Source organism: Mammaliicoccus sp. G-M28 (assembly GCF_022386595.1).
GTDB classification, from domain to species: domain Bacteria; phylum Bacillota; class Bacilli; order Staphylococcales; family Staphylococcaceae; genus Mammaliicoccus; species Mammaliicoccus fleurettii.
On sequence record NZ_JAJNIF010000008.1, the window covers coordinates 78,824 to 101,755 of the forward strand.

Below are 22,932 nucleotides of genomic sequence, written 5' to 3' on the forward strand. Positions count from 1 at the left end.
TTACTCACCATCCTTTTTATCATCAAAATAATTGTTCTTTTCTAGAAACTCTTCTGCAACAACAGCAGGTTCTTTAAGATTGTTGTCTGCTTCGTAGTTTAATTTTTGCATTTGTTCTGTAGATATTTTTCCTTTTAATTTGTTCATTGCACGGTCAACATATGGTTTTTCTTTTAATAAAGATTTTGAAACCAAAGGACTTGCATCATAAGGTGGGAAAAATTGTAAATCATCTTCAAGTACAACTAAATCATAACTAGCTATACGTCCATCTGTTGTATAACCTAATACGACATCCATTTTACCTGTATTTAGTGCATCATACACTAAACCAATTTGCATTGGTCTTGTTTTTTTGAAGTCGAAACCGTATTTTTCTTTAAATGCTGGATAACCATCACCTGGTCGTTTCATCCAAGATGAGTCAACACCAGCTTCTAGTTTGTTTGCAACTTTTTTCATATCTGAAACTTTTTTTAGATTATACTTCTTTGCTGTTTCTTTTGTAACCATCATGGCATAAGTATTTTCAAACCCGTAAGAACCATACCATTTTTGGTTGTAATCTTTATCAAATGCATCTCGTACTACTTTCAAAGCTTTTTTTGGATCTGTAATAGGGTCTTTACCTAAAGCGCCAGTTAAGTCAGTACCAGTATATCTTGCACTCGAAATATTAACATCACCATTATTCTGTGCGTTAAATGTAACTGTAGATGAACCTAAGTTATTAATGAGCTGAATATTTTTTTCGTCTACGTTATCTTTTTTTGCTTCATGTTCAATCATAAGTTTATCCATATGTCCCATTATTTGAGATTCACTTGTGTTTTGCATACCAATTTTTACTGAGTTTTTATCACCTGAAGCTCCAAGAAAGGGTAGGGAACATCCAGATAAAATGATAGATAAAGCCATGATCGGCAATAACAATTTAAAATATCTATGCATGTTTCAATTTCCTCCTTATCTTGAAACTTTTAATCCTTTTGGTGTTACCCAATTTTCTATTTTGGATAATACAAAGTCCATAATAAGTGCGATTAATGTAACACTTATCGCACCACCAATTATTAAATCTGGTTGGTACAAGTTTAAACCATTAAATATAAAGTCACCTAAACCACCAGCACCAATGAAACTAGCTAATGTTGCCCAGCTTATTGCATAAACGCTAGATAATCGAACGCCACTCATTATGACTGATATTGCTAATGGTAATTCGACCATAAACATTTCTTGGAATCTAGTCATACCCATACTTGAACCTGCTGCTTTTACATTTTTATCTACGTTTTTAATACCTATAAACGTATTATTTAAAATAGGTAATAAAATATAAATGAAAAGCGCAAGAATTGCAGGAAGTTTACCAACACCTAAGAAAGGTATCATTAAAGCTAATACTGCTAATGAAGGGACTGTTTGAAGAACACTGGCTATAGACAATACAACTTTGGCAATTGTTTTTGTTCTTGTTAACAATATGCCTAGAGGTATAGCTACTATCATAGCTAATAATAGAGCAGATAATGAAATATAGAAGTGTTCTAGTGTTTTTTGGATAAGTTCATTCCCATTAACTTGTAAAAATTCAATCACTATTATTCACTCCTTATTTTATATCACTTTTTTGTGCTTCTTCTTCAGATAATCCCCAAATTGAATCGTAAACGATATCAACTAAACTCGCTCTTGTTATAACACCTTTTATGTAATATTGATGATCTACGACAGGGATTAATCTAACATTTCGTTTTAATATAGTACGTACTGAATCTTGAAGCATTGTACCAGTTTTTACGGTATAAATATCTCGATGCATAATATCAATAATATCTGCACCTTTACGATGTCCTTCGTTTATATCTTCTATATCTATATAACCAACAAGCTTTCCTTTATCATTAGTAACAAATAAAGTATCGACACGTCTATCTCTCATTAAAATTACAGCTTCGTCGATTGTTTTTTCAGAAGTTATAGTAATTGGGCTCTTCATAGCGTCATCTACAACTCTTAAGTTAGGTCTGTCTTGTATTAATCTGTTTTGTCCGATAAATTCACGAACAAAGTCGTTAGCTGGATTTTTTAATATATTGTTCGGTGTATCAAATTGGATGATTTCACCTTGAGACATAATACAAATTCTATCAGCTAATTTAATTGCTTCATCCATATCATGTGTTACAAATATAATCGTTTTTCCTAGTTTTTGTTGTAATGTTTTAACTAGGTCTTGAAGTGTATCTCTTGTAATTGGGTCTAATGCTCCGAAAGGTTCATCCATTAAGATGATATCTTGATCAGCTGCTAAGGCTCTTACAACACCAATACGTTGTTGTTGTCCACCAGATAATTGAGATGGGTATAAATCTAAATAAGACTCAGGTAAGTCGACAAGTTCAATAAGTTCTTTAGCTTTTTTCTCTTTATCTTCCTTCGTCCATTTAAGTAATTTTGGAACTAAAACAATATTTTCACGTATTGTCATATGTGGCATTAATCCGATTTGTTGGATTACGTAACCAATATTCCTTCTCAAATTCACTGGATTCATCTTGCTTAAATCTTTTCCATTTAACATGATAGTTCCACTTGTAGGTTCTATCATACGATTGATCATTCTTAATGCAGTAGTTTTCCCGCTACCACTAGTACCGATAAATGCTATAAATTCACCAGTTTCAATTTCCATATTGATACTGTCTACTGCTTTTTTACCGCCACGATAAACTTTAGTTAAGTCTTCTATAGATAACATAACACTTCTCCTTTATCAAAATTCAAAATATTAACATTCATAATTATAACATATATGTTGCATATTTATAAAAGGTACTGATAGTATGAATTCTATGTTTATCTGAATTAGAAAAAAGGAATATTTAAATGAAAGCGACAAATTGAGAATCATATTATGATAAATTTATATAAAGAGAAAATATGGGGATAAAGTATAGATTTTAAAAGTATGCTAAATTTTTGCATATCATGCAAAATTAAAAACGGAGGCGTTTAATTTGAAAGTTGCAATTATAGGTATGGGTACAGCAGGCGTCAGTACACTTAATCAATTATCTAAGCATAAAAAATTCAAAAATATTACGGTAGATATTTTTGATAATGCTGAAGATATGGGAATGGGGAAACCATTTCAAAATGATAGTGATAGATTATTGATTAATTTACCAGCTAATCAAATGTCACTAGATCCACAAAACGAGAAAGATTTTAAAAAATGGTATAAGAAAAATGACGAATTTGATTATGGTAAAGCAAAATATTTACCAAGATTAGTATTTGGTCATTATATGAAATCCATTTTAAATAAATTGCTACAAAAACATGATAATATTTTTGTTCATAAGCATAAAGTTGATAGTTGTTATGTTGAAGAGATTAAAGATGAACGTGGACAATATAAAATAGATGTTTGCTATATAGAAGATGATGAAGCAGTCTGTCAAAAATATGATTATGTATTTTTAACAATTGGTATGCTACCTTATAAAGATCCTTATCAATTATCGGGATTATCAGGTTATATTGAATCACCTTATCCTACTACTCGAGCTTTACGTAATGTGAAACAAAATGATGATATAGCAATTATAGGTACTGGGCTAAGTTCTGTAGATGTTATTAGATATGTCATGGAAAATCATGAGCGTTTGCCTTTAGTTGTAACATCAAGAAATGCGCAATTTCCTAGTGTGAGAGGGATAAGACATGAAATTGATTTGAAATATATAAATGATAAAGCAATTGAAAAATTCAAAAAATCACATAAAGGTGTAGTGCCTTTAAAAGATGTAGAAAAATTATTTAAAAAAGAATGTGAATATCAAAATATTAACCTACAGAAAATGTTATATCGATTCAAAAAAGATAATGTATATAACATGAAATATGACTTAAGACATGAGGATGAAGTTGGACATTTTCAATCTTTTATTGAAGAAGTTAAACATCATATGATTCCACTTTGGAACGCTATGACTATCGATGATAAGAAAGCATTTTTAGATAAATATGGTCATCACTTTAAACGCAATGCTAATCCTATGCCACAATCGTCTGCAAAGCAGTTAATTGACTGGATTGAGAACGGTGATATTATCGTTAAAGAAGGATTAGAAAATGTACGAAAATATTACGGTAAATTTAGAATAAAATATAAAAATGTAGAAAATGAAGACAGTTATCATTATGTAATTAATGCTACAGGACCTAAAAAACACTTATCTGAGTTGACTGAAGATGAACATTTTATAAAAGGGCTAGAAAACAAACAAATCATAGCAGCTCATCCATTCGGAGGTATTCTTGTACTTCCATATACAAATGAAGTTATTAGTCCTAAGTTTGGAACAATGCCTAATTTAAAAGTGATTGGTCAATTAACAACTGGTGTGAATTTTGATGTAAATGGTGTTTCATTATTAGTTGATCAATCCGTTCGAGCTGTAAAAGACTTGTATATTGAACTAGAAGAAAGAAAAAAAGCTAAAAAGGTTCAATCCAAAAAGAAGTAAATCTATAAGAATATTAATTTGTAATTCTTAGTATTATAGTATAAAATGGCTACATCAGTGATTACTGATGCATATAATTTAATAATATATTCTTTCGGGGCAGGGTGAAATTCCCAACCGGCGGTATAAAGCCCGCGACCCATAAATGAGTTTTTGTTTATGGCTGATTCAGTGTGATTCTGAAGCCGACAGTTAGAGTCTGGATGGGAGAAAGAATAGACGACAGCGTATTCTATACGCTTATTTCGTTATATTAAAATGTTAATGTCTTTAATAATAAAGGCTTATTTCTTGATACATTTTTTACTCCCAACCACCGAAAATTCAATTTTCTGGTGGTTTTTTTAATTTTAGGAGGAACTTAAATGAATCAATATTTAGAATTTGCTATTGATTTAGCAGACCGTTTACAAGGTCAGACTGGGACAAACCCTTCAGTTGGTGCTGTAATCGTTAAGAATAATAGAATTATCGGATTCGGTGCACATTTAAAAAAAGGTGAGTCTCATGCGGAAATTCAAGCTTTAAAGATGGCAGGTACTCAAGCAGAAGATGCTACTATTTACGTTTCGTTAGAACCATGTTCTCATTATGGGCTAACACCGCCATGCTCTAAAGCTATTATAGATAGTGGCATTAAATCAGTTGTATATGCGGTGAAAGACCAATCTTTAAAAAATAGTGGACATGAAATGTTACAAGAAGCTGGAATTGAAGTATCGCATGAGCCTTCTGAAAGAGCTCAAGCTTTATATAATAGTTTTTTTCAACAACAAAACACTAAACTACCATTTGTAACGTTAAAAATTTCTACAAGTATGGATGGAAAAGTTGCAACTGATGCCAAAGAAAGTAAATGGATTACATCTAAAGAAGTGAAACAAGATGTGTTGAACTTAAGAAGTCAGCATGATGCCATTATTACGGGTGGTATGACAGTGCGTGAAGATGATCCATTGTTAACAACTAGAAGCGAAGAATTAAAAGACCCTAAACGAATTATTTTAACTCAACAATCTGATTTTAATGAAGAACTAAAGATTTTTAAGGATGAAAACAATCCTGTAATTGTTATGTCAGATTCTAACCATTTCAAAGTAAATGAAAATCAAAACATCGAAATAGTAAATAAAGAAGGATCAAATTTAAAAAATGTTCTATATCAACTTTATGAAGCAGGTTATGCTCAAATCATGGTAGAAGCAGGTCCGACATTAGTAAGTAAATTTATAGAACAAGATTTAGTAGACCAATTAATTATTTATCAAGCCCCGAAAATGATTGGTGGTCAAGGAAAATATCAATATTATCAAACCAATGATGTTTATCCTTTATCCAATAGTAAGTTATTTAAAATTATATCAACAGAAATCATTGGTGGAGATCTTAAAATAATTTTAAGAAAGAAGTGACAAGATGTTCACAGGAATTATTGAAACAGTTGGTGTAATTAAGAATACAAGCACTCAAAGTGGAGTTAAGACTTTAACAATTGAGGCTCCTGAAATAACTGATGATTTATCTCTTGGTGATTCGGTAGCGATAAATGGTGTTTGTTTAACTGTTACTGAAAAGCAGACATCTATTTTTAAAGTAGAAGTTATTACAGGTACAATCAATGTCACATATTTAGAACACTTAAAAACAAATGACAAAGTAAATCTTGAAAGAGCGATGTTAGCTAATGGAAGGTTTGGTGGTCATTTCGTAAGTGGTCATGTAGATGGAAAAGGTATTATAAAGCATATTTCTAAAAGAAAAGATGAATGGATAATTGAAATATCAGCTGATGCGCAATTATTAAGTCAACTGATTGATAAAGGTTCAATTACGGTAGACGGTATAAGTTTAACAATTTTTAAATTGTATCAGCATAAGTTTGAAATTCATTTAATACCTGAGACTAGAGAGCGTACTATTTTTGTTAACAAGAAACAAGGTGATGAGGTACATATAGAAACGGACTTATTATTTAAATATGTTCAAAAAATTACTCATCAAAATAACTCGAATTTATCGCAAGAGAAGTTACTAAATCTAGGATTTTAGGAGGCATCATAATGTTTGATAAAGTAGAAGAAGCTATTGAAGAATTAAAACTTGGTAAACCCATTATAGTTGTAGATGATGAAGATAGAGAAAATGAGGGTGACCTTATTGCAATATCTGAATATTTAACACCAGAAACGATAAATTTTATGGCAACTCATGCTAGAGGTCTAATATGTGCACCAGTTAGCCGTGAAATAGCAGAACAGCTAGATTTAAATTTAATGACTGAAACTGGTGATAAGTTTAAGACAGCTTTTACTGTAAGTGTTGACCATGTGTCATCAACAACAGGCATTAGTGCTTTTGAAAGAACGGATACTATAAAAGGTCTAATAGAAGAGACTTCTCCGAGTGCTTTTGTAAAACCAGGACATGTATTCCCATTAATTGCTCAAGAAAATGGTGTTCTTGAAAGAGTAGGGCATACTGAAGCTTGTGTTGATTTAGCTAGATTGTCAGGTGCTAAACCTGCTGGTGCTATTTGTGAAATTATGAAAGACGATGGAACGATGGCTAAGAGAGAAGATTTATATCAGTTCAAACTTAAACATCAATTAAAAATGATTACGATAGATGAACTTGTTCAATATAGAAAAAGAAATGATCAAATTATAAAATTTGAATCAAAAATTCAATTACCTACATTATTTGGTGAATTTGATATGTATGGTTTTACATCTAAATTAGATCAAAAAGAATACTTAGCTATTTGTTCGGGCAATATTGAAAATGGAATGAACGTTCGTATACATTCTGAATGTGTCACTGGTGATATTTTCCATAGTGCTAGATGTGATTGTGGAGAACAACTAGAATACTCTATGAAATATATACAAGAGCACGGTGGTATGATTTTATATCTTCCTCAAGAAGGTCGAGGCATAGGCTTAATCAATAAACTTAAAGCATATGAATTGATCGAAAAAGGATATGATACAATTTCTGCAAATAAAGCATTAGGCTTTGAAGCGGATTTAAGAGACTATACTGAAGCAAGTCAAATTCTGAAGTACTTTAATATAGAAGAAATACAACTCATAAGCAATAATCCAGATAAATTTAATCAATTAGAAGAGTTAGGTATTAGAATTACAAATAGAATACCAGTAGTTATACAGCCAAATACAACGAATGAATCATATTTAAATACAAAAAAAGACCAAATGGGTCATTTATTATAAAAAGAATGGGGCAAATAAAAATGAACTTTGAAGGTAAAATGAACGGATCAGAATTAAAAGTAGCAATTGTAGTAAGTAGATTTAACGATTTTATTACAGGTCGTTTATTAGATGGAGCTAAAGATACATTGGTTCGCCATAATGTAGAAGAAGATAATATTCATGTAGCTTATGTTCCAGGTGCATATGAAATTCCATTAGTTGCTAAAAAATTAGCTAAATCAGGAAATTACGATGCAGTAGTAACATTAGGATGTGTCATTAGAGGCGCTACTACACATTATGATTATGTATGTAATGAAGTAGCAAAAGGTGTATCTAAAGTAAATGATGAAACAGAAGTGCCAGTTATCTTTGGTATAGTAACAACAGAAACAATTGAACAAGCAATAGAAAGAGCTGGAACTAAAGCAGGTAATAAAGGTGGAGATGCTGCATTAGCTGCTATTGAAATGGCCAATTTACTTAAAAATATTGAAAGCCAAATATAATAATTAGAGGCTGAGACAATTAATTTGTCTCAGCCTCGCTTTTTTATTACTTTTTCTTTAATAAAGAAATAACACCTAATGTTAAAATAGAGATACCAGTTATGACACTTGCACCAAACGCAATCTTTCCTTTATTTTTCTTATTAAAGATATCTAATAGCATTAAGTTAATATTTTGTGGTCTTTCGGCTAAACGTCTCATAAAGTAACCGAACCAGTCTTCCCCAAATGGAACGTACATACAGAAGTTATAGCCTTCGCTTGCTATTTGATATGCATAGTCTGTTCTGAAACCATATAACATTTGAAACTCATAAGCATTATTATCAATATTATTGTCTTTTACAAATTGTTTTACATGATTAATTATGTGATGATCATGTGTTGCAATTGATGTAAAAGCTTTTGAAGTAAGCAATCTTTTCTCAATTAACTTAATATAGTTTTGATCGATTTCTTCTTTAGTTTGGTAAGCTATATGTGGACCTTCCTTATATGCACCTTTTACTAAACGTAATCTTACATCTGAGTATTTTTCCATAATATTCATTGCGTCGTATAAATAAGCTTGGATAACAGTACCAACATTTTTAAATTCACCTTTAAGTCTATCGACTATTTCAGTGATCCCGACTAAATCTTCATATTTTTCAGCGTCGATGTTAACGAAAGTATTACCGTATTCATGAGCTTTTAATAAAATTTCTCTCGTATTTTGATATGCAAACTCTCTATCTATATTAATACCTAATTGTGTTAGTTTAATTGAAACATGTGCTTCGATGTTTGCATTATAATTTCTTCTTATAATTTCAACAATGTTTTGTTGCGCTTGTAATGCTTCTTGGCGAGATGTTACGAATTCCCCTAAATTATCTAACGTACATGATATTCCCTTCATGTTTAATCTTTCAACTGTATCGATTGTTGAATCAATATCAACGCCCGCTACTACCTTGTTTGCACCTAGTGCAGGACCCATTTTCTTAGCTGATTCATTCATGAACTTATTGTTAGATAACGCAATAAAAAAATCTTTTACGACAGGCATAGCAAGTCCTCCTTAATTAAATATATTACTTTCATACATTTTATCATGGAAACAATAAAATAGTTAAGCGTTTACATTTTGAATATAATGTAAAATTATACAATTAATGAACTCTGACACAAAAAAGAACGTCATTAAACGAAATTTCGGACTTTTAAGAAAATTTCCGTATAGTTAAAAAGATTGTTCAAATTTAAAATGTATTTTGAATGGAAATATGTATAAACAAAACTCAATAAAAGTGCATTCAAAAACGATATATTTAGAAATTCATCAAGTTATTAATAGGGGATAAAAAAAGAACTCCATTTATAGGAGTTTAGTGATTACTTATTTAACTCAGTATAAGAAGGTGAAATAGGCTCTGCAGCTATGCTCATTGCATGTGGGAGAAACGTAAATAAAAGTATTGCTATCATTATTTTTTTAAAGAAATGCATTTTATCATGCTCCTTTAAATAGTGTCGTTGATTACATTTTCAATATAACATCTATATATGAAGTAATTACTAAGTGAGTGTAAATTTTTAAAGGATTTCAATGTTAATTTAATGTTAAGAAAAGCGATAAATCTTTAAAGTATCTTAATAATAATGTAGGTATGAGCGTGATATAATTATATTATTAGAAATGACTATAAAGGAGTTATCGCTATGTTTAGGGATATGGCATTTTATATTTTCGGGAAACCATTAGACAGCTTCGTACAATTATTTATTTTTGAACCTATAGTTATAGGTATTATTGCAATATTGATTGCTATGATCACTAAAAAATCATGGACAGTATTTATCACAATCATTGCATTGAATATTATTGATAATTTCTTACTTGTTAATTATCAATTTGGTGGACAAGGATTTGGAACAATAATTTCACAAAATATTTTATTCTTCTTTGAAAAATTCTTCTCTATGTTCTATGAAATTTTAATTGCATATATTATCGTAAAATTACCAATAATGCATAGTAAATTTAAAATAGCTTAAAATAGAAAAAAGGATGGGGCAAATTAATTGTCCCATCCTTTTATTGTTCGGTGTTGATTATGAGGGTGTTGTAGATTAACTATCTAATTAATCTACAACTTTGCCGAACTCTTAGATTAACTTATGAATTAATCTACAACTTGGCCAATCTCTTAGATTAACTTCCGACTTAATCTACAACTTGGCTAAACTCTTAGATTTACTATCTAATTAATCTATATCTTATCTCATATTTTTTAAAATTATTTCTGCCCTATGCTGTTTTCATTTTATTCTTCTTTATATAGCTTAGCTTTATTTATATATGATTCGTTAATCCTTTTTAACTCATTGTAATCATCTTCTGTTAATTCTCGTACCACTTTAGCTGGTCGTCCGAACGCTAAAGTGTGGGGTGGTATTTTTTTGCCTGGTGGTACGAGAGATCCAGCACCGATAAATGCGTATTCTCCAATTTCAGCGCCATCTAATATTGTGGAGTCCATTCCAATCAAAGCATTTTTACGTATGATACTAGAATGTAAAGTAACTTTATGACCAACTGTCACATTATCTTCTAGTATGAGTGGTTGATCTGGGCTTTGATGTAAGCAACATAAATCTTGTATATTGACACCTTTTCCTATAATCGTCGGTGCGACATCTCCTCTAATGACAGAATTGAACCATACTGAACTATTCTCACCAATTTTTATGTCGCCAATTAGTGTAGCATTTTCAGCTATATAACAACTTGGGTCTATAATTGGGGTTTTGCTATTAAAAGACTTAATCATTAAAGATTCTCCATTCTTTTAAAAAAATTTGTTATACTAAGTTTAACAAAAATGTAGCTATAAAGGTAAAAGGAGTAATATATTATGTGGAAATGGGAAACAGAAAAAGAAGCTAAAGGTATTGTTGTAATTGTACATAATATGCTTGAACATACAGGAAGATATGCATACGTAATTACTAAGCTACGTAGAGAAGGCTACCATGTTATTATGGGAGACCTAAGAGGGCAAGGCCAAACTTCGCGAGTACATAGAGGCCATGTTGATAATTTTGAAGAATATCATGAACAAGTTCTAGAATGGTTAACGATTGCAGAAGAATATCATTTACCTGTGTTTACACTTGGTGTAGGTTTAGGCGGACTGATTTTACTTAACTTGTTAGAAAAAGTAGATCTTAAAGTAGAAGGTGTACTGCTGATTTCACCGTTAGTTGCTTTCCAGCAAAATATATCTACTAGAAGAAACTTTTTAGCTTCCAGTTTCGGTACAGTCGCTAAAGATGCGAAATTTGATACAGGTATTAAAATAGAAAGTTTAACACGTAACAAAGAGGTTATTGATGATACAAATAAAGATGCTTTAATGTTAAATAAAGTAAGTTATCATTGGTATAAGACTATTCTAGAAACGATGAAAAGTACAATGGAGAACATTCATCACATTTCGCCAATTCCAACACTCATTATGTTAGGTACAGAAGATGAAATAGTTGATACAGATTCAATTAGAACAGTTGCTAAGACAATCAATACAAATGAACTTTATTTTAAAGCTTGGCATGGTTTATTTCATGAAGTGCATAATGAGCCAGAGCGTGAAAATGTAATGAAATATCTTATTTCATTTATGAATAATCGCATACATTATGTTGGTTTATTAATTGATGAAGAAGAGTGATCGCTATAAAAATTATTACAAAATGAGCTTAAACGCCTCTAAAATGGGTATATTGTAGATATAGAGAACGTTGGAGGTTGATTTTATGGCAGAAAAAGAAAATAATGTGAGTGACTTAATCCTTTTAGATGATATACAAAAAAATATTAATATAATATTTTATAAAATTGAAGAAAAGTTTGAAATTGAAAAAGAAGAATTTCTTACACTTATCATGTTATGGAATAATGGTTCTATGAGTCTTAAAGAATTAGATGATTATATTGACATAAAGCCTTATAAGAGAACAAGGCTTTATAATAATTTAGTTAAAAAAGGTTGGATTAAAAAAGTTCGTCCTGAAAATGACGAAAGAACTGTAATTGTTGAAGTGAATGAAGATTTTGCTGAGAAAAAAGCAGCGATTGTAGACTTTGCTTGTGAAGAAATAAAGAAAAGAAAAGATCATTTTGAAAAGCAATTTGAATCAATAGTGAATACATGTAACATATAAAAAAGCAAACCTGAAAATTCAGGTTTGCTTTTTTAGTTTCAATACTTATCTTTTTTCGATAGCAACTATATAAGGTGGGTTATTTTTTTGATTAATAAATTGATAATGAAGTACGTGAGCTGTTTTTTGATCTATATTACTTACATATGCTAACACTTCATTTGATTCAATTTGACCTTCTGGGTGACCTGGATAAACAACTAATACAATAATGCCATTTTTGTTAGTAATTTCAAAAAGGCTTTCAATTGCTTGTATTGTAGTTGAAGGGTTTGTTGTAATATTCTTGTCTCCTTTAGGTAAATAGCCTAAATTGAAAATGGTTGCGTCTATATTTTTATTGTATTCTTTTATAATAGAAGCGGCATTTTCATGTCCTGTTTGGTAATAATTAATATGATTAAATGATTTAGTTTTTTCTTTTGTACTATTTATTGCATTTTCTTGTATATCGAATGCATAGACTTCACCATTCGTAACTTGATTTGCGAGGAATAACGTGTCGTTACCATTACCACAAGTAGCATCTACTACGATACTATTCTCTGTGATATGAGAAGATATTAATTTTCTAGCAAAAGGAAGGATACCATCAACTATCATGATTTAATATGCTCCGTCTTTACAAATTTAGATCCTTGCATAGTTCCACGATCTTTTAATTCTTTATCGATAGCATTTAATACTTCCCATTTATTAACACTCCACATAGGTCCAACCATTAAGTCAATAGGTCCATCTCCAGTTATACGATGAATAATCATTTCTTCCGGTAAAATTTCTAATTGATCACAAACAAGTTGAGTATAGTTATCTTGAGTCATAAACTCAAGCATACCTTTTTCGTATTGCTTTACCATTGGTGTTCCTTTTAATAGATGTAGTAAATGAATTTTGATACCTTGAACATCCATCTGAGCAACTTCTTTAGCTGTTTCCATCATCATATCGTAATCTTCACCAGGTAAACCATTAATGATGTGCGTACAAATGTTAATATTGTGCTTTCTAAGCTTAGCAATACCTTCGTAGTAACACTTCATATCGTGAGCTCTATTAATTAAATCAGATGTTTCTTGATGTACGGTTTGTAAGCCTAGCTCAACCCATAAATAGGTTCTTTCATTTAGTTCTGCTAAATATTCAACAACATCGTCTGGTAAGCAATCTGGTCTTGTAGCGATAGAAAGACCAACTACATTTTCTTCTGCTAGGGCAGCTTCATATTTTTCTCTTAAAACTTCAACTGGTGCATGTGTATTGGTAAAAGCTTGAAAATAGGCTATGTATTTTCCTTCAGACCATTTTTCATGCATTTTGTCTTTTATTTCTTTAAATTGTACATGTATTGGTTCTGCTCTATTGCCAGCGAAATCACCACTACCAGCAGCTGAACAGAAAGTACAACCACCGTGCGCTACAGTGCCATCACGGTTTGGGCAATCAAATCCACCATCTATTGCAATTTTAAATATTTTTTCTCCAAATTTATTTCTTAAATGATAATTCCATGTATGATATCTCTTATTATCAAACGCAAAACGGAATTGTTCTGTCATTTTATTTCACATCCTGTTCTACAAACTTATCTAAAGCATTTTAACATATAATATTGAACTTTTGCAGAAAAAGGTTTAGACTATTCAAATTGACAAAATTAGAGAGGGAGGGTGAAATCTTTGAAAATGCCTAAAATTGTAAAAATGTTAATTATTGGTATGGCTATTAATATTACAGGATCCAGCTTTTTATGGCCGCTTAATACAATCTATATGAATGAAGAATTAGGGAAGAGTTTAAGTACTGCTGGCGTCGTATTAATGATTAATGCATTTGGTAGTGTTATCGGGAATTTATTAGGTGGGAGTTTATTTGATAAAATTGGCGGATTTCGCTCTATTATTTTTGCCTCTTTATTAAATATATTAAGTTTAGTAGGTTTGAATTTTTTAAATGATTGGCCATGGTATCCATTTTGGTTAGTAATATTAGGCTTCGGTGGTGGTATTATTGTTCCAGCCATTTATGCTATGGCCGCTGCAAGTTGGCCAAATGGTGGTCGTACAACATTTAATGCTATTTATCTAGCACAAAACTTAGGTGTTTCAATAGGGGCAGCTGCTGGCGGGTTTGTAGCTGATTTTAGTTTTAGTTATATATTTATGGCAAATTTATTATTATATGTTGTATTCATACTTATTGCGTTAAAATATTACAATATTGATTTAGAAGTTCATTTAAAAAATGATGAAGGTATTGCGAGTGTCGCGCAAGTAAAAGACAAAAGTAAATTCACGGCTCTTTTATTATTATGTACAATGTTCAGCTTATGTTGGATTGGATACGTTCAATGGCAGACAACTATCGCAACATATACACAAACAGTAGGTATATCTTTAAAACAGTATAGTTTGTTATGGACAATTAATGGCGTGTTAATCTTAGCTGGTCAACCTCTAATTGCACCTTTCATAAATAGATTTAAAGAAAAAATAAAATTGCAAATGTTTATTGGGCTGACTATTTTTATTATAAGTTACTTAGTTACGAGTGTTGCAGAGCAATTTACAATGTTTATAGTAGGTATGGTTATACTAACGTTTGGTGAAATGTTTGTATGGCCTGCAGTTCCAGCTATAGCAAATCAATTAGCTCCAAAAGGTAGAATGGGTGCTTATCAAGGCATTGTTAACGCATCTTCAACAGTGGGTAAAGCATTTGGGCCAGTTGTTGGTGGTGTTTTAGTCGATGTATTTGATATGAAAGTGATGTTCTATAGTATGATATTGCTTATTCTAATTGGTTATTACTTCTTATACATTTATGATAGAGGAATATCGAAACAAGATTCGACATAATTTTAAATAAAACTTGCAATATATAAAGAAATTGCATAATATTAGGGTGTATATAAGGCGTAGTAGCTTTAATGTGAATCTTTAGAGAGTCAGTGGTGCTGTGAACTGATGATATCCATTAAGTGAACTTATGAACTGTTAATTATTTATTAAAAGCAATCTTAAACCATATAAATGAAGTGCACTTTTTAGTGAATTCTGGGTGGTACCGCGGCATAATTATCCAAGTCGTCCCAACTGTTATTATGGTTGGGATGGCTTTTTTTATTTTATAGGAGGAGCAAATAAATGAATTATAATCATCAAGAAATTGAAAAGAAATGGCAAAATTTTTGGGAAGAGAATAAAACTTTTAAAGCTGACGATAATGTTGGTCAGAAAAAGTTCTATGCATTAGATATGTTTCCTTATCCATCTGGTGCTGGATTACATGTAGGTCATCCAGAAGGTTATACAGCTACTGATATAGTTTCAAGGTATAAAAGAATGCAAGGTTATAACGTGCTTCATCCTATGGGCTGGGATGCATTCGGATTACCAGCAGAACAATATGCTATTGATACAGGTAATGATCCTAAAGAATTTACAGCTAAAAATATTGCAACATTTAAACGTCAAATTCAAGAATTAGGCTTCTCATACGATTGGGATAGAGAAGTAAACACGACTGATCCTGAATATTATAAATGGACACAGTGGATTTTCATTCAATTATATAACAAAGGTTTAGCTTATGTGGACGAAGTAGCAGTTAACTGGTGTCCAGCTTTAGGAACTGTACTTTCTAATGAAGAAATAGTTGATGGTGTTTCTGAGCGTGGAGGACACCCTGTAGTACGTAAACCTATGAGACAATGGGTATTAAAAATCACAGAATATGCTGATCGTCTGTTAGAAGATTTAGAAGACGTGGATTGGCCAGAATCAATTAAAGAAATGCAAAGAAATTGGATTGGTAGATCTGAAGGTGCAGAATTAACTTTTAACATTGATAATACAGACTTATCATTTGATGTATTCACTACTAGACCTGATACAATTTATGGTGCAACATTTGCGGTACTATCTCCAGAACATCCATTAGTGGATCAAATTACCTCAGAAGACGAAAAAGAAGCAGTAGAAGCCTATAAACTAAGTGCATCTCGTAAATCTGATTTAGAGAGAACGGATTTAGCAAAAGATAAAAGTGGTGTATTTACAGGAGCGTTTACTACTAATCCATTCACTGGTAAGAAAATGCCAATTTGGATTGCAGATTATGTATTAATTAGTTACGGTACTGGTGCTGTAATGGCTGTTCCTGCTCATGATGAGAGAGATAATGAGTTCGCTGAAAAATTCAATTTAGACATCATTACTGTTTATAATGAAGATGGCAAAATGATTGATTCTGATGTGTTAAATGGTTTAACACAAGAGGAAGCGGTTCCGAAAGCAATTGAAATGTTAGAAGAAAAAGGCATCGGTCAGAAAAAAGTAAGCTATAAATTGAGAGACTGGTTATTTAGTAGACAACGTTATTGGGGAGAGCCTATTCCTGTAATACATTGGGAAGATGGTACGATGACAACTGTTCCAGAAGAAGAGCTACCATTAATTCTACCTGAAACAAATCAAGTTAAGCCATCAGGTACAGGAGAGTCGCCACTTGCAAACATTGATGAATTTATTAATGTAGTAGATCCTAAAACGGGTATGAAAGGTCGCCGTGAAACAAACACTATGCCACAATGGGCTGGTAGTTGTTGGTATTATTTAAGATATATCGATCCTCATAATGATTCACAACTTGCTGATCCAGAGAAATTGAAACATTGGCTGCCAGTAGATTTATATATTGGTGGGGTAGAACATGCAGTTCTTCATCTATTATATTCAAGATTCTGGCATAAAGTGCTTTATGATATTGGGGTAGTACCAACGAAAGAACCATTCCAAAAGTTATACAATCAAGGTATGATACTTGGTGAAGGTAATGAAAAAATGAGTAAATCAAAAGGGAACGTTGTAAATCCTGATGATATTGTTCTATCTCATGGTGCAGATACATTGCGTTTATATGAAATGTTTATGGGTCCACTTGATGCAGCAATTGCTTGGAGTGAAAATGGATTAGATGGTTCTCGTCGTTTCCTAGACAGAATTTGGCGTTTACTTGTTACTGAAGAAGGGAACATAACGAGTAAGGTCGTAGAAGAACCTACTTCAGCATTAGATAAAGTTTATAATCAAACTGTTAAGAAAGTCACAGAAGACTTTGACACATTAAACTTTAATACTGCTATTAGCCAAATGATGGTATTTATTAATGAATGTTATAAACAAGATCATATCAACAAATCATATATTGAAGGATTTGTAAAAATGTTATCACCAATCGCACCACATATATCTGAAGAATTATGGCAAAAACTAGATCATACTGAAACAGTAACATATGAAGAATGGCCAACATTTGATGCATCTTTATTAGTCGATAATGAAGTGGAAATTGTAGTACAAGTAAATGGTAAGTTAAAAGATAAAATGAAAATATCTAAAGATTTAACTAAGGAAGAAATGGAAACAGTAGCTTTAGAAAATGATAAAATAAAAGAAGCTATAGAAGGTAAAACAATACGTAAAGTGATTGCAGTACCTCGAAAATTAGTTAATATCGTTGCAAATTAAATCATATAGGAGTGTTCTAGTTATGAAAGAAATTAAAGTAACAGAATTAGCAGAAAAAATTACATCAAGTAATCCAATAAACATTATTGATGTAAGAGAAGACGACGAAGTAGCATTAGGTATGATTCCAGGAGCTAAACATATTCCAATGGGTGAAATATCAAATGAATTAAAACACTTCGATAAAGACCAAACATATTATATTGTATGTGCTGGTGGTGTCAGAAGCGCTAAAGTAGTAGAATACTTGAATGACCGCGACATTGATGCAGTTAATATTGAAGGCGGCATGAATGAGTGGGGCGACGACGGTTTAGAAAATAAAAGAGTTTAAATATAATAAATGGAGTGGGACAGATTAATTGTCCCACTCCATTTTTATTATAATTAATTATTCATAAATTGATGCGTTATATCCAGCTACATAACCTGTAACTAATGCACTTGTAATATTATATCCACCTGTATAACCATGAATATCCAAAACTTCTCCTGAGAAAAATAAACCAGGACATAACTTAGATTGCATTGTATTAGGTTCAATTTCTTTAATGTTTATGCCACCACCAGTTACAAATGCTTTGTCGATAGGCAATGTTCCATTAACTGTAAAAGTAAAGGATTTAAGGTTTTGAACAAAAGTTCTAATGGCTTGCTGTGATAAATGATGATAAGTTACATCTATATCAATACTTGACTGTTCTAAAATAAAGTGTAAATATCTTTCTTGGACGAGTCCTTTTAATGCATTTTTTATCGCTTTGTTTGGCTCATCTTTTAATTTTTTTACAATTTGTTGTTCTAATTCATGTGCTTTTATTTCTGGAAATGCATCGATAGACATTTTAACTTCATTTTTCTTTTGTGATTTTTGTTCTTTATAAACGAACTGGCTACATCTTAAAGCAGCTGGTCCTGAAACACCAAAGTGAGTAAACAACATATCCATTTGATGTGTTATTCTAGGTTTGTCATTTTTCTTTAAAACGGAAAGACCGACATTTTGTAAACTTAATCCTTGCAGTTTTTTATTTTTAATAAAAGGCTCGCTAGATTTAATAGGAACTTCTGTAGGGAAGAGTTCAGTTATTGAATGTCCAAGGTTTTCAGCAAATTTGTAACCATCACCAGTAGAACCAGTGTGTGGGACGCTACATCCTCCTGATGCTATAATAACAGTACGTGAAGGGATGAAAGTTCCATCTTGTAATGTAACACCAGAAATTTGTTGATTTTCACTTTCTATTGATGATACTGTTGTCTCTTGACGTATTTCGACACCATTTTCTTTTATGGAATTTACAAGAGCTTCAACAACATCTTGGGCGCGATTAGAAATGGGGAACATTCGACCATGGTCTTCTTCTTTGAGATTTACTTCTCGAGATTCAAAGAAGTTAATGATAGATTCGTTATCAAAAGTAGAAAAAGGACTATATAAAAACTTTCCATTACCAGGAATGTTTTTTATAATTTCTTCATAAGGTAAACGGTTAGTCACGTTACATCTACCGCCACCTGATATACGAAGTTTACGTCCTAATCCTTTTTTCTTTTCGATTAATAAAACGCTGTTGCCTTTAGCACTTGCACTATATGCAGCCATTAAACCACTAGGTCCAGCGCCAATTATTATTGTATGATACATAAGTAACCTCCATAAGTATATGTAATAATATTTTAACGAATAATGAGTCTTAAAAAAAGTAGTAGAATAGAAATAAACCTGTTATTATTAAATTTAAAAGTAAATTAGATAGGGATGAAATTATGTCAGAAAGTAAAGCGCTAGTAAGGGGAACCTTCCTTCTTACTGCTAGTATTTTAATAACGAAAGTCATAGGTATACTTTATTTAATACCTTTTTATGCTATTATTGGCGATGAAAAAAATCTTGCACCATTTACATATGCTTATCAACCATACACAATCATGATAACAATCGCAACTGCTGGTGTTCCACTTGCAGCAGCAAAATATGTATCCAAATATAATGCACTTGGTGCTTATAAAGTGAGTAGAAAACTATATCAATCTAGTTTTATAGTTATGTCCATTTCAGGAGTTATTGGTTTTCTACTTTTATACTTCTTATCACCGACAATTGCTCAATTAACACTAGCAAATAATGGTGATTTAGAAGGCGGATGGCAAATAGATGACATTACAACTGTTATTAGAACGATCAGTTTTGTAGTATTATTTATACCATTGTTGGCCACTTGGAGAGGTATTTTTCAAGGTTTTAATTCTATGGGACCAACTGCTGTTTCTGAAGTTACAGAACAAGTTGCACGTATCGCTTTTATTTTAGGAGGAAGTTACCTCGTATTAAATGTGATGAACGGATCTGTTTTAATGGCCAACCAAGTTGCTACGTTTGCAGCTGGAATAGGTGCTGTTACTGCATTGTTAACATTGCTTTATTATTGGGTGAAAAGAAGACATTTAATTAAAGCTGAAGTTGAACAAGATATAAGTGATATTGATGTTTCTTATTTCAAAATTTACAAAGAAATCATTAAATATAGTATACCGTTTGTAATTGTAAGTTTATGCTTCCCAATTATTAATTTAATTGATCAGTTCACACATAATACTGGTTTAGCAATGGCTGGTGTAAACAGTGAATTACATGATATTTATTTTACTATGTTAAGTATGACTACAAATAAAATTGTTATGATCCCAACTTCATTAGCTGCTGGGTTTGCGGTAAGTTTAGTGCCTTTTATAACAAACACATATAATTCAGGTAGAATTGATGCTATGCATCATCAAATAAGAAAGTCATTAGGCGTATTACTTTATTTAACAGTACCTGCATCATTAGGGATTATGGTGCTTGCTCAACCATTATATAACGTGTTTTATAGCTATAGTCCAATGGGAACTGAAATATTATTCTGGTACGCGCCAGTTAGTATTTTAATCGCATTATTATCAGTTACAGCTTCAATGTTACAAGGAATCGATAAACAAGCTTTAACAGTATGGATAGTTATTGCTTCATTAATTATAAAAGCTATTATCAACTTGCCATTAATAATGGTATTCCATACATTAGGGGCAGTATTAGGTACTGCAATTGCTTTGCTTGTTGCAGTAATATTAAACTGTGTAGTCCTTTGGAAATATGCAGACTTTAAATTTAATATAACGATTTATCAAACATTAAGAATTACGTTCTATACAATTGTAATGGTGTTATTAGTGGAATTAAGCTATTTCATTGTTTCACTCTTTATAGATCCATCATCTAAATTAGGTGCATTAATCGTATTAATTGTAGGTGGTATTGTTGGTGTTATTGTATATGGTTATTTAACAATGCGCTCTCGTTTAGCAGACGAATTTTTAGGGGATATTACTTCTAAAATCAGACGTAAAATTAAGTGGGTGTAAATGATGAGATTAGATAAATTTTTAGCAAATGCAGGTATAGGAACTCGAAAAGAAGTGAAAAAATTTCTTAAGAAAAATTTAGTAAGTGTGAATGAAGAAATTGTTAAAAAGCCTGAAATGCATATCAATCCAGAAGAAGATGTTATAACTTTTGATGATATTCCTATTGAATATGAGCCAGTTGTTTATTTAATGATGAATAAACCAGCAGGTTATATATCAGCAACTGAGGATGATGAGCACGAAACGGTAATTGATATTGTTCCAGAATATATGCATTTAGATTTATTCCCTGTAGGCAGATTAGATAAAGATACTGAAGGATTGTTATTATTAACTAACGATGGCAAATTCTCACATCAATTAATGAGCCCAAAACACAAAGTTCCTAAAAAATATTATGTCGAAGTAGATGGATATATTAGTGAGAATGCAACAGAAATATTTAAAAAAGGTATTGATTTAGGAGACTTTACATCTTCACCAAGTGAATTAGAAATTATTGAGAATGATGAAAGTTCTAAAGCATTTGTTACCATATATGAAGGTAAATTCCATCAAGTTAAAAGAATGTTTCAATCAATAGGTTGTGAAGTTACTTATTTAAAACGAATACAAATTGCTGACTTAGAACTCGATGAATTATTAGAACTTGGTGAGTACAGACATTTGATGGAAGAAGATTTTAAACTTTTGAATTTATAGATTTAAATGTTTATAAACTTTAACTAAGGGTATTATAACTAGTATTAAATTAAATAGAGGTGGATACAAATGGCTAAAAAAGCAGGATTATTTAGAACATTAGTTGTATTAGGAGGAACTGCAGCAGCAGTTGTCTTATCTAAAAAAGAAAATAGAGATAAATTAAAAAACGAATATGGTAAATACAAAGAAGACCCAGATAATTACAAAGAAAATGCAAAACAAAAAGCAAATGACTTAAAAGGTAAAGCTCAAAATGAATATGGTAAATACAAAGAAGATCCAACAACTTACAAAGAATCAGCTAAAGTAAAAGCTAAAAATGAATTCCAAAAAGCAAAAGAAAATCCTAAAGGATATGCTTCTAATGCTAAAAATCGTCTTAAAAAAGATAATCAAGAACCAACAGATTTAAGTGAAGCTAAATTTGATGACGAGGGTGGAACAGCTAACGGTAATTTAAGAGTTGTTACAGAAGAAGACTTAAAAAATAATAAATAAGCAATTATAACTATTAGACCGTCAGTTTGACGGTCTAAAGAGGCTGGGACAAATTAATTGTCTCAGCCTTTTGTTATTCTATAGGCAATAGATGTCTGGGTGTGACACCAGACCCTTTTTTTATAAAGACAGTTATATAAGCATCTCTATTTATCATGATTGCCTTGTCTTGATAAATTCAGCCCGTCTATTTATCATGTTAGCCTCGTCTTGCAATATTCAGCCTCCCTATTTATCATGATTGCCTTGTCTTGATAAATTCAGCCCGTCTATTTATCATGTTAGCCTCGTCTTGCAATATTCAGCCTCTCTATTTATC

22 protein-coding genes and 1 riboswitch are annotated in these 22,932 nt (G+C 31.4%); of the genes, 14 read left to right on the top strand and 8 right to left on the bottom strand.

Annotation, left to right across the window (positions count from 1 at the left end):
• Genes LQ609_RS08740 through LQ609_RS08750 form a run of 3 tightly spaced genes read right to left on the bottom strand, consistent with a single transcriptional unit; the run spans nucleotide 1 to nucleotide 2,764 of the window.
• Nucleotides 1–951, bottom strand: coding sequence for an osmoprotectant ABC transporter substrate-binding protein (locus LQ609_RS08740; protein ID WP_078357581.1), 951 nt, complete (start codon nucleotides 949–951; stop codon nucleotides 1–3).
• Nucleotides 952–966: 15 nt separating this feature from the next.
• Nucleotides 967–1,602, bottom strand: a complete 636-nt coding sequence (locus LQ609_RS08745; RefSeq protein WP_107509649.1) for an ABC transporter permease — start codon at nucleotides 1,600–1,602, stop codon at nucleotides 967–969.
• 13 nt (nucleotides 1,603–1,615) lie between these two features.
• Nucleotides 1,616–2,764: a betaine/proline/choline family ABC transporter ATP-binding protein gene (locus tag LQ609_RS08750; RefSeq protein WP_078357579.1), complete on the bottom strand. Its 1,149-nt coding sequence runs from the start codon at nucleotides 2,762–2,764 to the stop codon at nucleotides 1,616–1,618.
• A 259-nt stretch (nucleotides 2,765–3,023) separates the two neighbouring features.
• Between LQ609_RS08750 and LQ609_RS08755 the strand changes: the two genes are divergently transcribed.
• The 5 genes from LQ609_RS08755 (at nucleotide 3,024) to ribH (ending at nucleotide 8,262) form a co-directional block, all read left to right on the top strand.
• Complete coding sequence (locus LQ609_RS08755; protein ID WP_115337307.1) at nucleotides 3,024–4,538, top strand: FAD/NAD(P)-binding protein; 1,515 nt, start codon at nucleotides 3,024–3,026, stop codon at nucleotides 4,536–4,538.
• Nucleotides 4,539–4,624: 86 nt separating this feature from the next.
• Nucleotides 4,625–4,757: riboswitch (FMN riboswitch) on the top strand.
• A 146-nt stretch (nucleotides 4,758–4,903) separates the two neighbouring features.
• Nucleotides 4,904–5,950 (top strand): bifunctional diaminohydroxyphosphoribosylaminopyrimidine deaminase/5-amino-6-(5-phosphoribosylamino)uracil reductase RibD, encoded by a 1,047-nt coding sequence (gene ribD / locus LQ609_RS08760; protein WP_078357577.1) that lies wholly within the window; start codon nucleotides 4,904–4,906, stop codon nucleotides 5,948–5,950.
• A 4-nt stretch (nucleotides 5,951–5,954) separates the two neighbouring features.
• Complete coding sequence (locus LQ609_RS08765) at nucleotides 5,955–6,587, top strand: riboflavin synthase (protein ID WP_208143728.1); 633 nt, start codon at nucleotides 5,955–5,957, stop codon at nucleotides 6,585–6,587.
• An 8-nt stretch (nucleotides 6,588–6,595) separates the two neighbouring features.
• A complete protein-coding gene (ribB, locus tag LQ609_RS08770) occupies nucleotides 6,596–7,771 on the top strand; it encodes a 3,4-dihydroxy-2-butanone-4-phosphate synthase (protein ID WP_078357575.1) in 1,176 nt (391 codons plus the stop codon).
• 20 nt (nucleotides 7,772–7,791) lie between these two features.
• The gene (ribH, locus tag LQ609_RS08775; protein ID WP_078357574.1) at nucleotides 7,792–8,262 is read left to right on the top strand and encodes a 6,7-dimethyl-8-ribityllumazine synthase; all 471 of its coding nucleotides are present in this window, start codon (nucleotides 7,792–7,794) and stop codon (nucleotides 8,260–8,262) included.
• Nucleotides 8,263–8,308: 46 nt separating this feature from the next.
• On the opposite strand, the gene LQ609_RS08780 is transcribed toward ribH, so the two are convergent.
• Nucleotides 8,309–9,313, bottom strand: a complete 1,005-nt coding sequence (locus tag LQ609_RS08780; protein ID WP_078357573.1) for a proline dehydrogenase family protein — start codon at nucleotides 9,311–9,313, stop codon at nucleotides 8,309–8,311.
• 653 nt (nucleotides 9,314–9,966) lie between these two features.
• Between LQ609_RS08780 and LQ609_RS08785 the strand changes: the two genes are divergently transcribed.
• Nucleotides 9,967–10,302, top strand: coding sequence for a hypothetical protein (locus LQ609_RS08785; protein WP_078357572.1), 336 nt, complete (start codon nucleotides 9,967–9,969; stop codon nucleotides 10,300–10,302).
• Between the two features lie 269 nt (nucleotides 10,303–10,571).
• Here LQ609_RS08785 and LQ609_RS08790 read toward each other — a convergent pair whose 3' ends face one another.
• A complete protein-coding gene (locus LQ609_RS08790) occupies nucleotides 10,572–11,078 on the bottom strand; it encodes a gamma carbonic anhydrase (RefSeq protein ID WP_078357571.1) in 507 nt (168 codons plus the stop codon).
• Nucleotides 11,079–11,162: 84 nt separating this feature from the next.
• Between LQ609_RS08790 and LQ609_RS08795 the strand changes: the two genes are divergently transcribed.
• Both LQ609_RS08795 and LQ609_RS08800 read left to right on the top strand, forming a co-directional pair.
• Entirely contained in the window at nucleotides 11,163–11,978 is an 816-nt protein-coding gene (locus LQ609_RS08795) for an alpha/beta fold hydrolase (protein ID WP_078357570.1), read from the top strand.
• 85 nt (nucleotides 11,979–12,063) lie between these two features.
• Nucleotides 12,064–12,471: a transcriptional regulator, SarA/Rot family gene (locus LQ609_RS08800; RefSeq protein ID WP_078357569.1), complete on the top strand. Its 408-nt coding sequence runs from the start codon at nucleotides 12,064–12,066 to the stop codon at nucleotides 12,469–12,471.
• Nucleotides 12,472–12,516: 45 nt separating this feature from the next.
• On the opposite strand, the gene mnmM is transcribed toward LQ609_RS08800, so the two are convergent.
• Both mnmM and mnmL read right to left on the bottom strand, forming a co-directional pair.
• Nucleotides 12,517–13,074, bottom strand: a complete 558-nt coding sequence (gene mnmM / locus LQ609_RS08805) for a tRNA 5-(aminomethyl)-2-thiouridylate-methyltransferase MnmM (protein ID WP_107509643.1) — start codon at nucleotides 13,072–13,074, stop codon at nucleotides 12,517–12,519.
• Entirely contained in the window at nucleotides 13,071–14,030 is a 960-nt protein-coding gene (gene mnmL / locus LQ609_RS08810) for a tRNA modification radical SAM protein MnmL/YtqA (RefSeq protein WP_078357567.1), read from the bottom strand. Before mnmL ends, mnmM begins: the two co-directional genes overlap by 4 nt.
• 120 nt (nucleotides 14,031–14,150) lie before the next feature.
• Between mnmL and LQ609_RS08815 the strand changes: the two genes are divergently transcribed.
• The 3 genes from LQ609_RS08815 to LQ609_RS08825 all read left to right on the top strand — a co-directional run bounded on the left by LQ609_RS08815 (nucleotide 14,151) and on the right by LQ609_RS08825 (nucleotide 18,336).
• A complete protein-coding gene (locus LQ609_RS08815; RefSeq protein ID WP_078357566.1) occupies nucleotides 14,151–15,329 on the top strand; it encodes an MDR family MFS transporter in 1,179 nt (392 codons plus the stop codon).
• Nucleotides 15,330–15,617: 288 nt separating this feature from the next.
• Nucleotides 15,618–18,002 carry a leucine--tRNA ligase gene (leuS, locus tag LQ609_RS08820; RefSeq protein WP_107509642.1) on the top strand — a complete coding sequence of 795 codons (2,385 nt, stop codon included), beginning with the start codon at nucleotides 15,618–15,620 and terminating at the stop codon, nucleotides 18,000–18,002.
• Between the two features lie 22 nt (nucleotides 18,003–18,024).
• Entirely contained in the window at nucleotides 18,025–18,336 is a 312-nt protein-coding gene (locus LQ609_RS08825; RefSeq protein ID WP_239734594.1) for a rhodanese-like domain-containing protein, read from the top strand.
• Between the two features lie 57 nt (nucleotides 18,337–18,393).
• Here LQ609_RS08825 and LQ609_RS08830 read toward each other — a convergent pair whose 3' ends face one another.
• Nucleotides 18,394–19,650, bottom strand: a complete 1,257-nt coding sequence (locus LQ609_RS08830) for a BaiN/RdsA family NAD(P)/FAD-dependent oxidoreductase (RefSeq protein WP_239734595.1) — start codon at nucleotides 19,648–19,650, stop codon at nucleotides 18,394–18,396.
• A gap of 122 nt (nucleotides 19,651–19,772) precedes the next feature.
• On the opposite strand from LQ609_RS08830, the gene LQ609_RS08835 reads away from it, so the two are divergent.
• The 3 genes from LQ609_RS08835 to LQ609_RS08845 all read left to right on the top strand — a co-directional run bounded on the left by LQ609_RS08835 (nucleotide 19,773) and on the right by LQ609_RS08845 (nucleotide 22,613).
• The gene (locus LQ609_RS08835; RefSeq protein WP_078357562.1) at nucleotides 19,773–21,407 is read left to right on the top strand and encodes a putative polysaccharide biosynthesis protein; all 1,635 of its coding nucleotides are present in this window, start codon (nucleotides 19,773–19,775) and stop codon (nucleotides 21,405–21,407) included.
• Between the two features lie 3 nt (nucleotides 21,408–21,410).
• Entirely contained in the window at nucleotides 21,411–22,112 is a 702-nt protein-coding gene (locus LQ609_RS08840) for a pseudouridine synthase (RefSeq protein WP_078357649.1), read from the top strand.
• Nucleotides 22,113–22,181: 69 nt separating this feature from the next.
• The gene (locus LQ609_RS08845; RefSeq protein WP_078357561.1) at nucleotides 22,182–22,613 is read left to right on the top strand and encodes a YtxH domain-containing protein; all 432 of its coding nucleotides are present in this window, start codon (nucleotides 22,182–22,184) and stop codon (nucleotides 22,611–22,613) included.
• The last annotated feature ends 319 nt before the right edge of the window (nucleotides 22,614–22,932 follow it).

Bases quoted from the DNA above. Each gene is read 5' to 3' on its own strand.
- leuS (WP_107509642.1), top strand. From the start codon at position 15,618: ATGAATTATAATCATCAAGAAATTGAAAAGAAATGGCAAAATTTTTGG.
- LQ609_RS08840 (WP_078357649.1), top strand. From the start codon at position 21,411: ATGAGATTAGATAAATTTTTAGCAAATGCAGGTATAGGAACTCGAAAA.
- LQ609_RS08795 (WP_078357570.1), top strand. From the start codon at position 11,163: ATGTGGAAATGGGAAACAGAAAAAGAAGCTAAAGGTATTGTTGTAATT.
- LQ609_RS08750 (WP_078357579.1), bottom strand. From the start codon at position 2,764: ATGTTATCTATAGAAGACTTAACTAAAGTTTATCGTGGCGGTAAAAAA.
- ribH (WP_078357574.1), top strand. From the start codon at position 7,792: ATGAACTTTGAAGGTAAAATGAACGGATCAGAATTAAAAGTAGCAATT.
- LQ609_RS08780 (WP_078357573.1), bottom strand. From the start codon at position 9,313: ATGCCTGTCGTAAAAGATTTTTTTATTGCGTTATCTAACAATAAGTTC.
- ribD (WP_078357577.1), top strand. From the start codon at position 4,904: ATGAATCAATATTTAGAATTTGCTATTGATTTAGCAGACCGTTTACAA.
- LQ609_RS08800 (WP_078357569.1), top strand. From the start codon at position 12,064: ATGGCAGAAAAAGAAAATAATGTGAGTGACTTAATCCTTTTAGATGAT.
- LQ609_RS08825 (WP_239734594.1), top strand. From the start codon at position 18,025: ATGAAAGAAATTAAAGTAACAGAATTAGCAGAAAAAATTACATCAAGT.
- LQ609_RS08765 (WP_208143728.1), top strand. From the start codon at position 5,955: ATGTTCACAGGAATTATTGAAACAGTTGGTGTAATTAAGAATACAAGC.
- LQ609_RS08790 (WP_078357571.1), bottom strand. From the start codon at position 11,078: ATGATTAAGTCTTTTAATAGCAAAACCCCAATTATAGACCCAAGTTGT.
- mnmM (WP_107509643.1), bottom strand. From the start codon at position 13,074: ATGATAGTTGATGGTATCCTTCCTTTTGCTAGAAAATTAATATCTTCT.
- LQ609_RS08785 (WP_078357572.1), top strand. From the start codon at position 9,967: ATGTTTAGGGATATGGCATTTTATATTTTCGGGAAACCATTAGACAGC.
- LQ609_RS08830 (WP_239734595.1), bottom strand. From the start codon at position 19,650: ATGTATCATACAATAATAATTGGCGCTGGACCTAGTGGTTTAATGGCT.
- LQ609_RS08835 (WP_078357562.1), top strand. From the start codon at position 19,773: ATGTCAGAAAGTAAAGCGCTAGTAAGGGGAACCTTCCTTCTTACTGCT.
- mnmL (WP_078357567.1), bottom strand. From the start codon at position 14,030: ATGACAGAACAATTCCGTTTTGCGTTTGATAATAAGAGATATCATACA.
- LQ609_RS08845 (WP_078357561.1), top strand. From the start codon at position 22,182: ATGGCTAAAAAAGCAGGATTATTTAGAACATTAGTTGTATTAGGAGGA.
- LQ609_RS08740 (WP_078357581.1), bottom strand. From the start codon at position 951: ATGCATAGATATTTTAAATTGTTATTGCCGATCATGGCTTTATCTATC.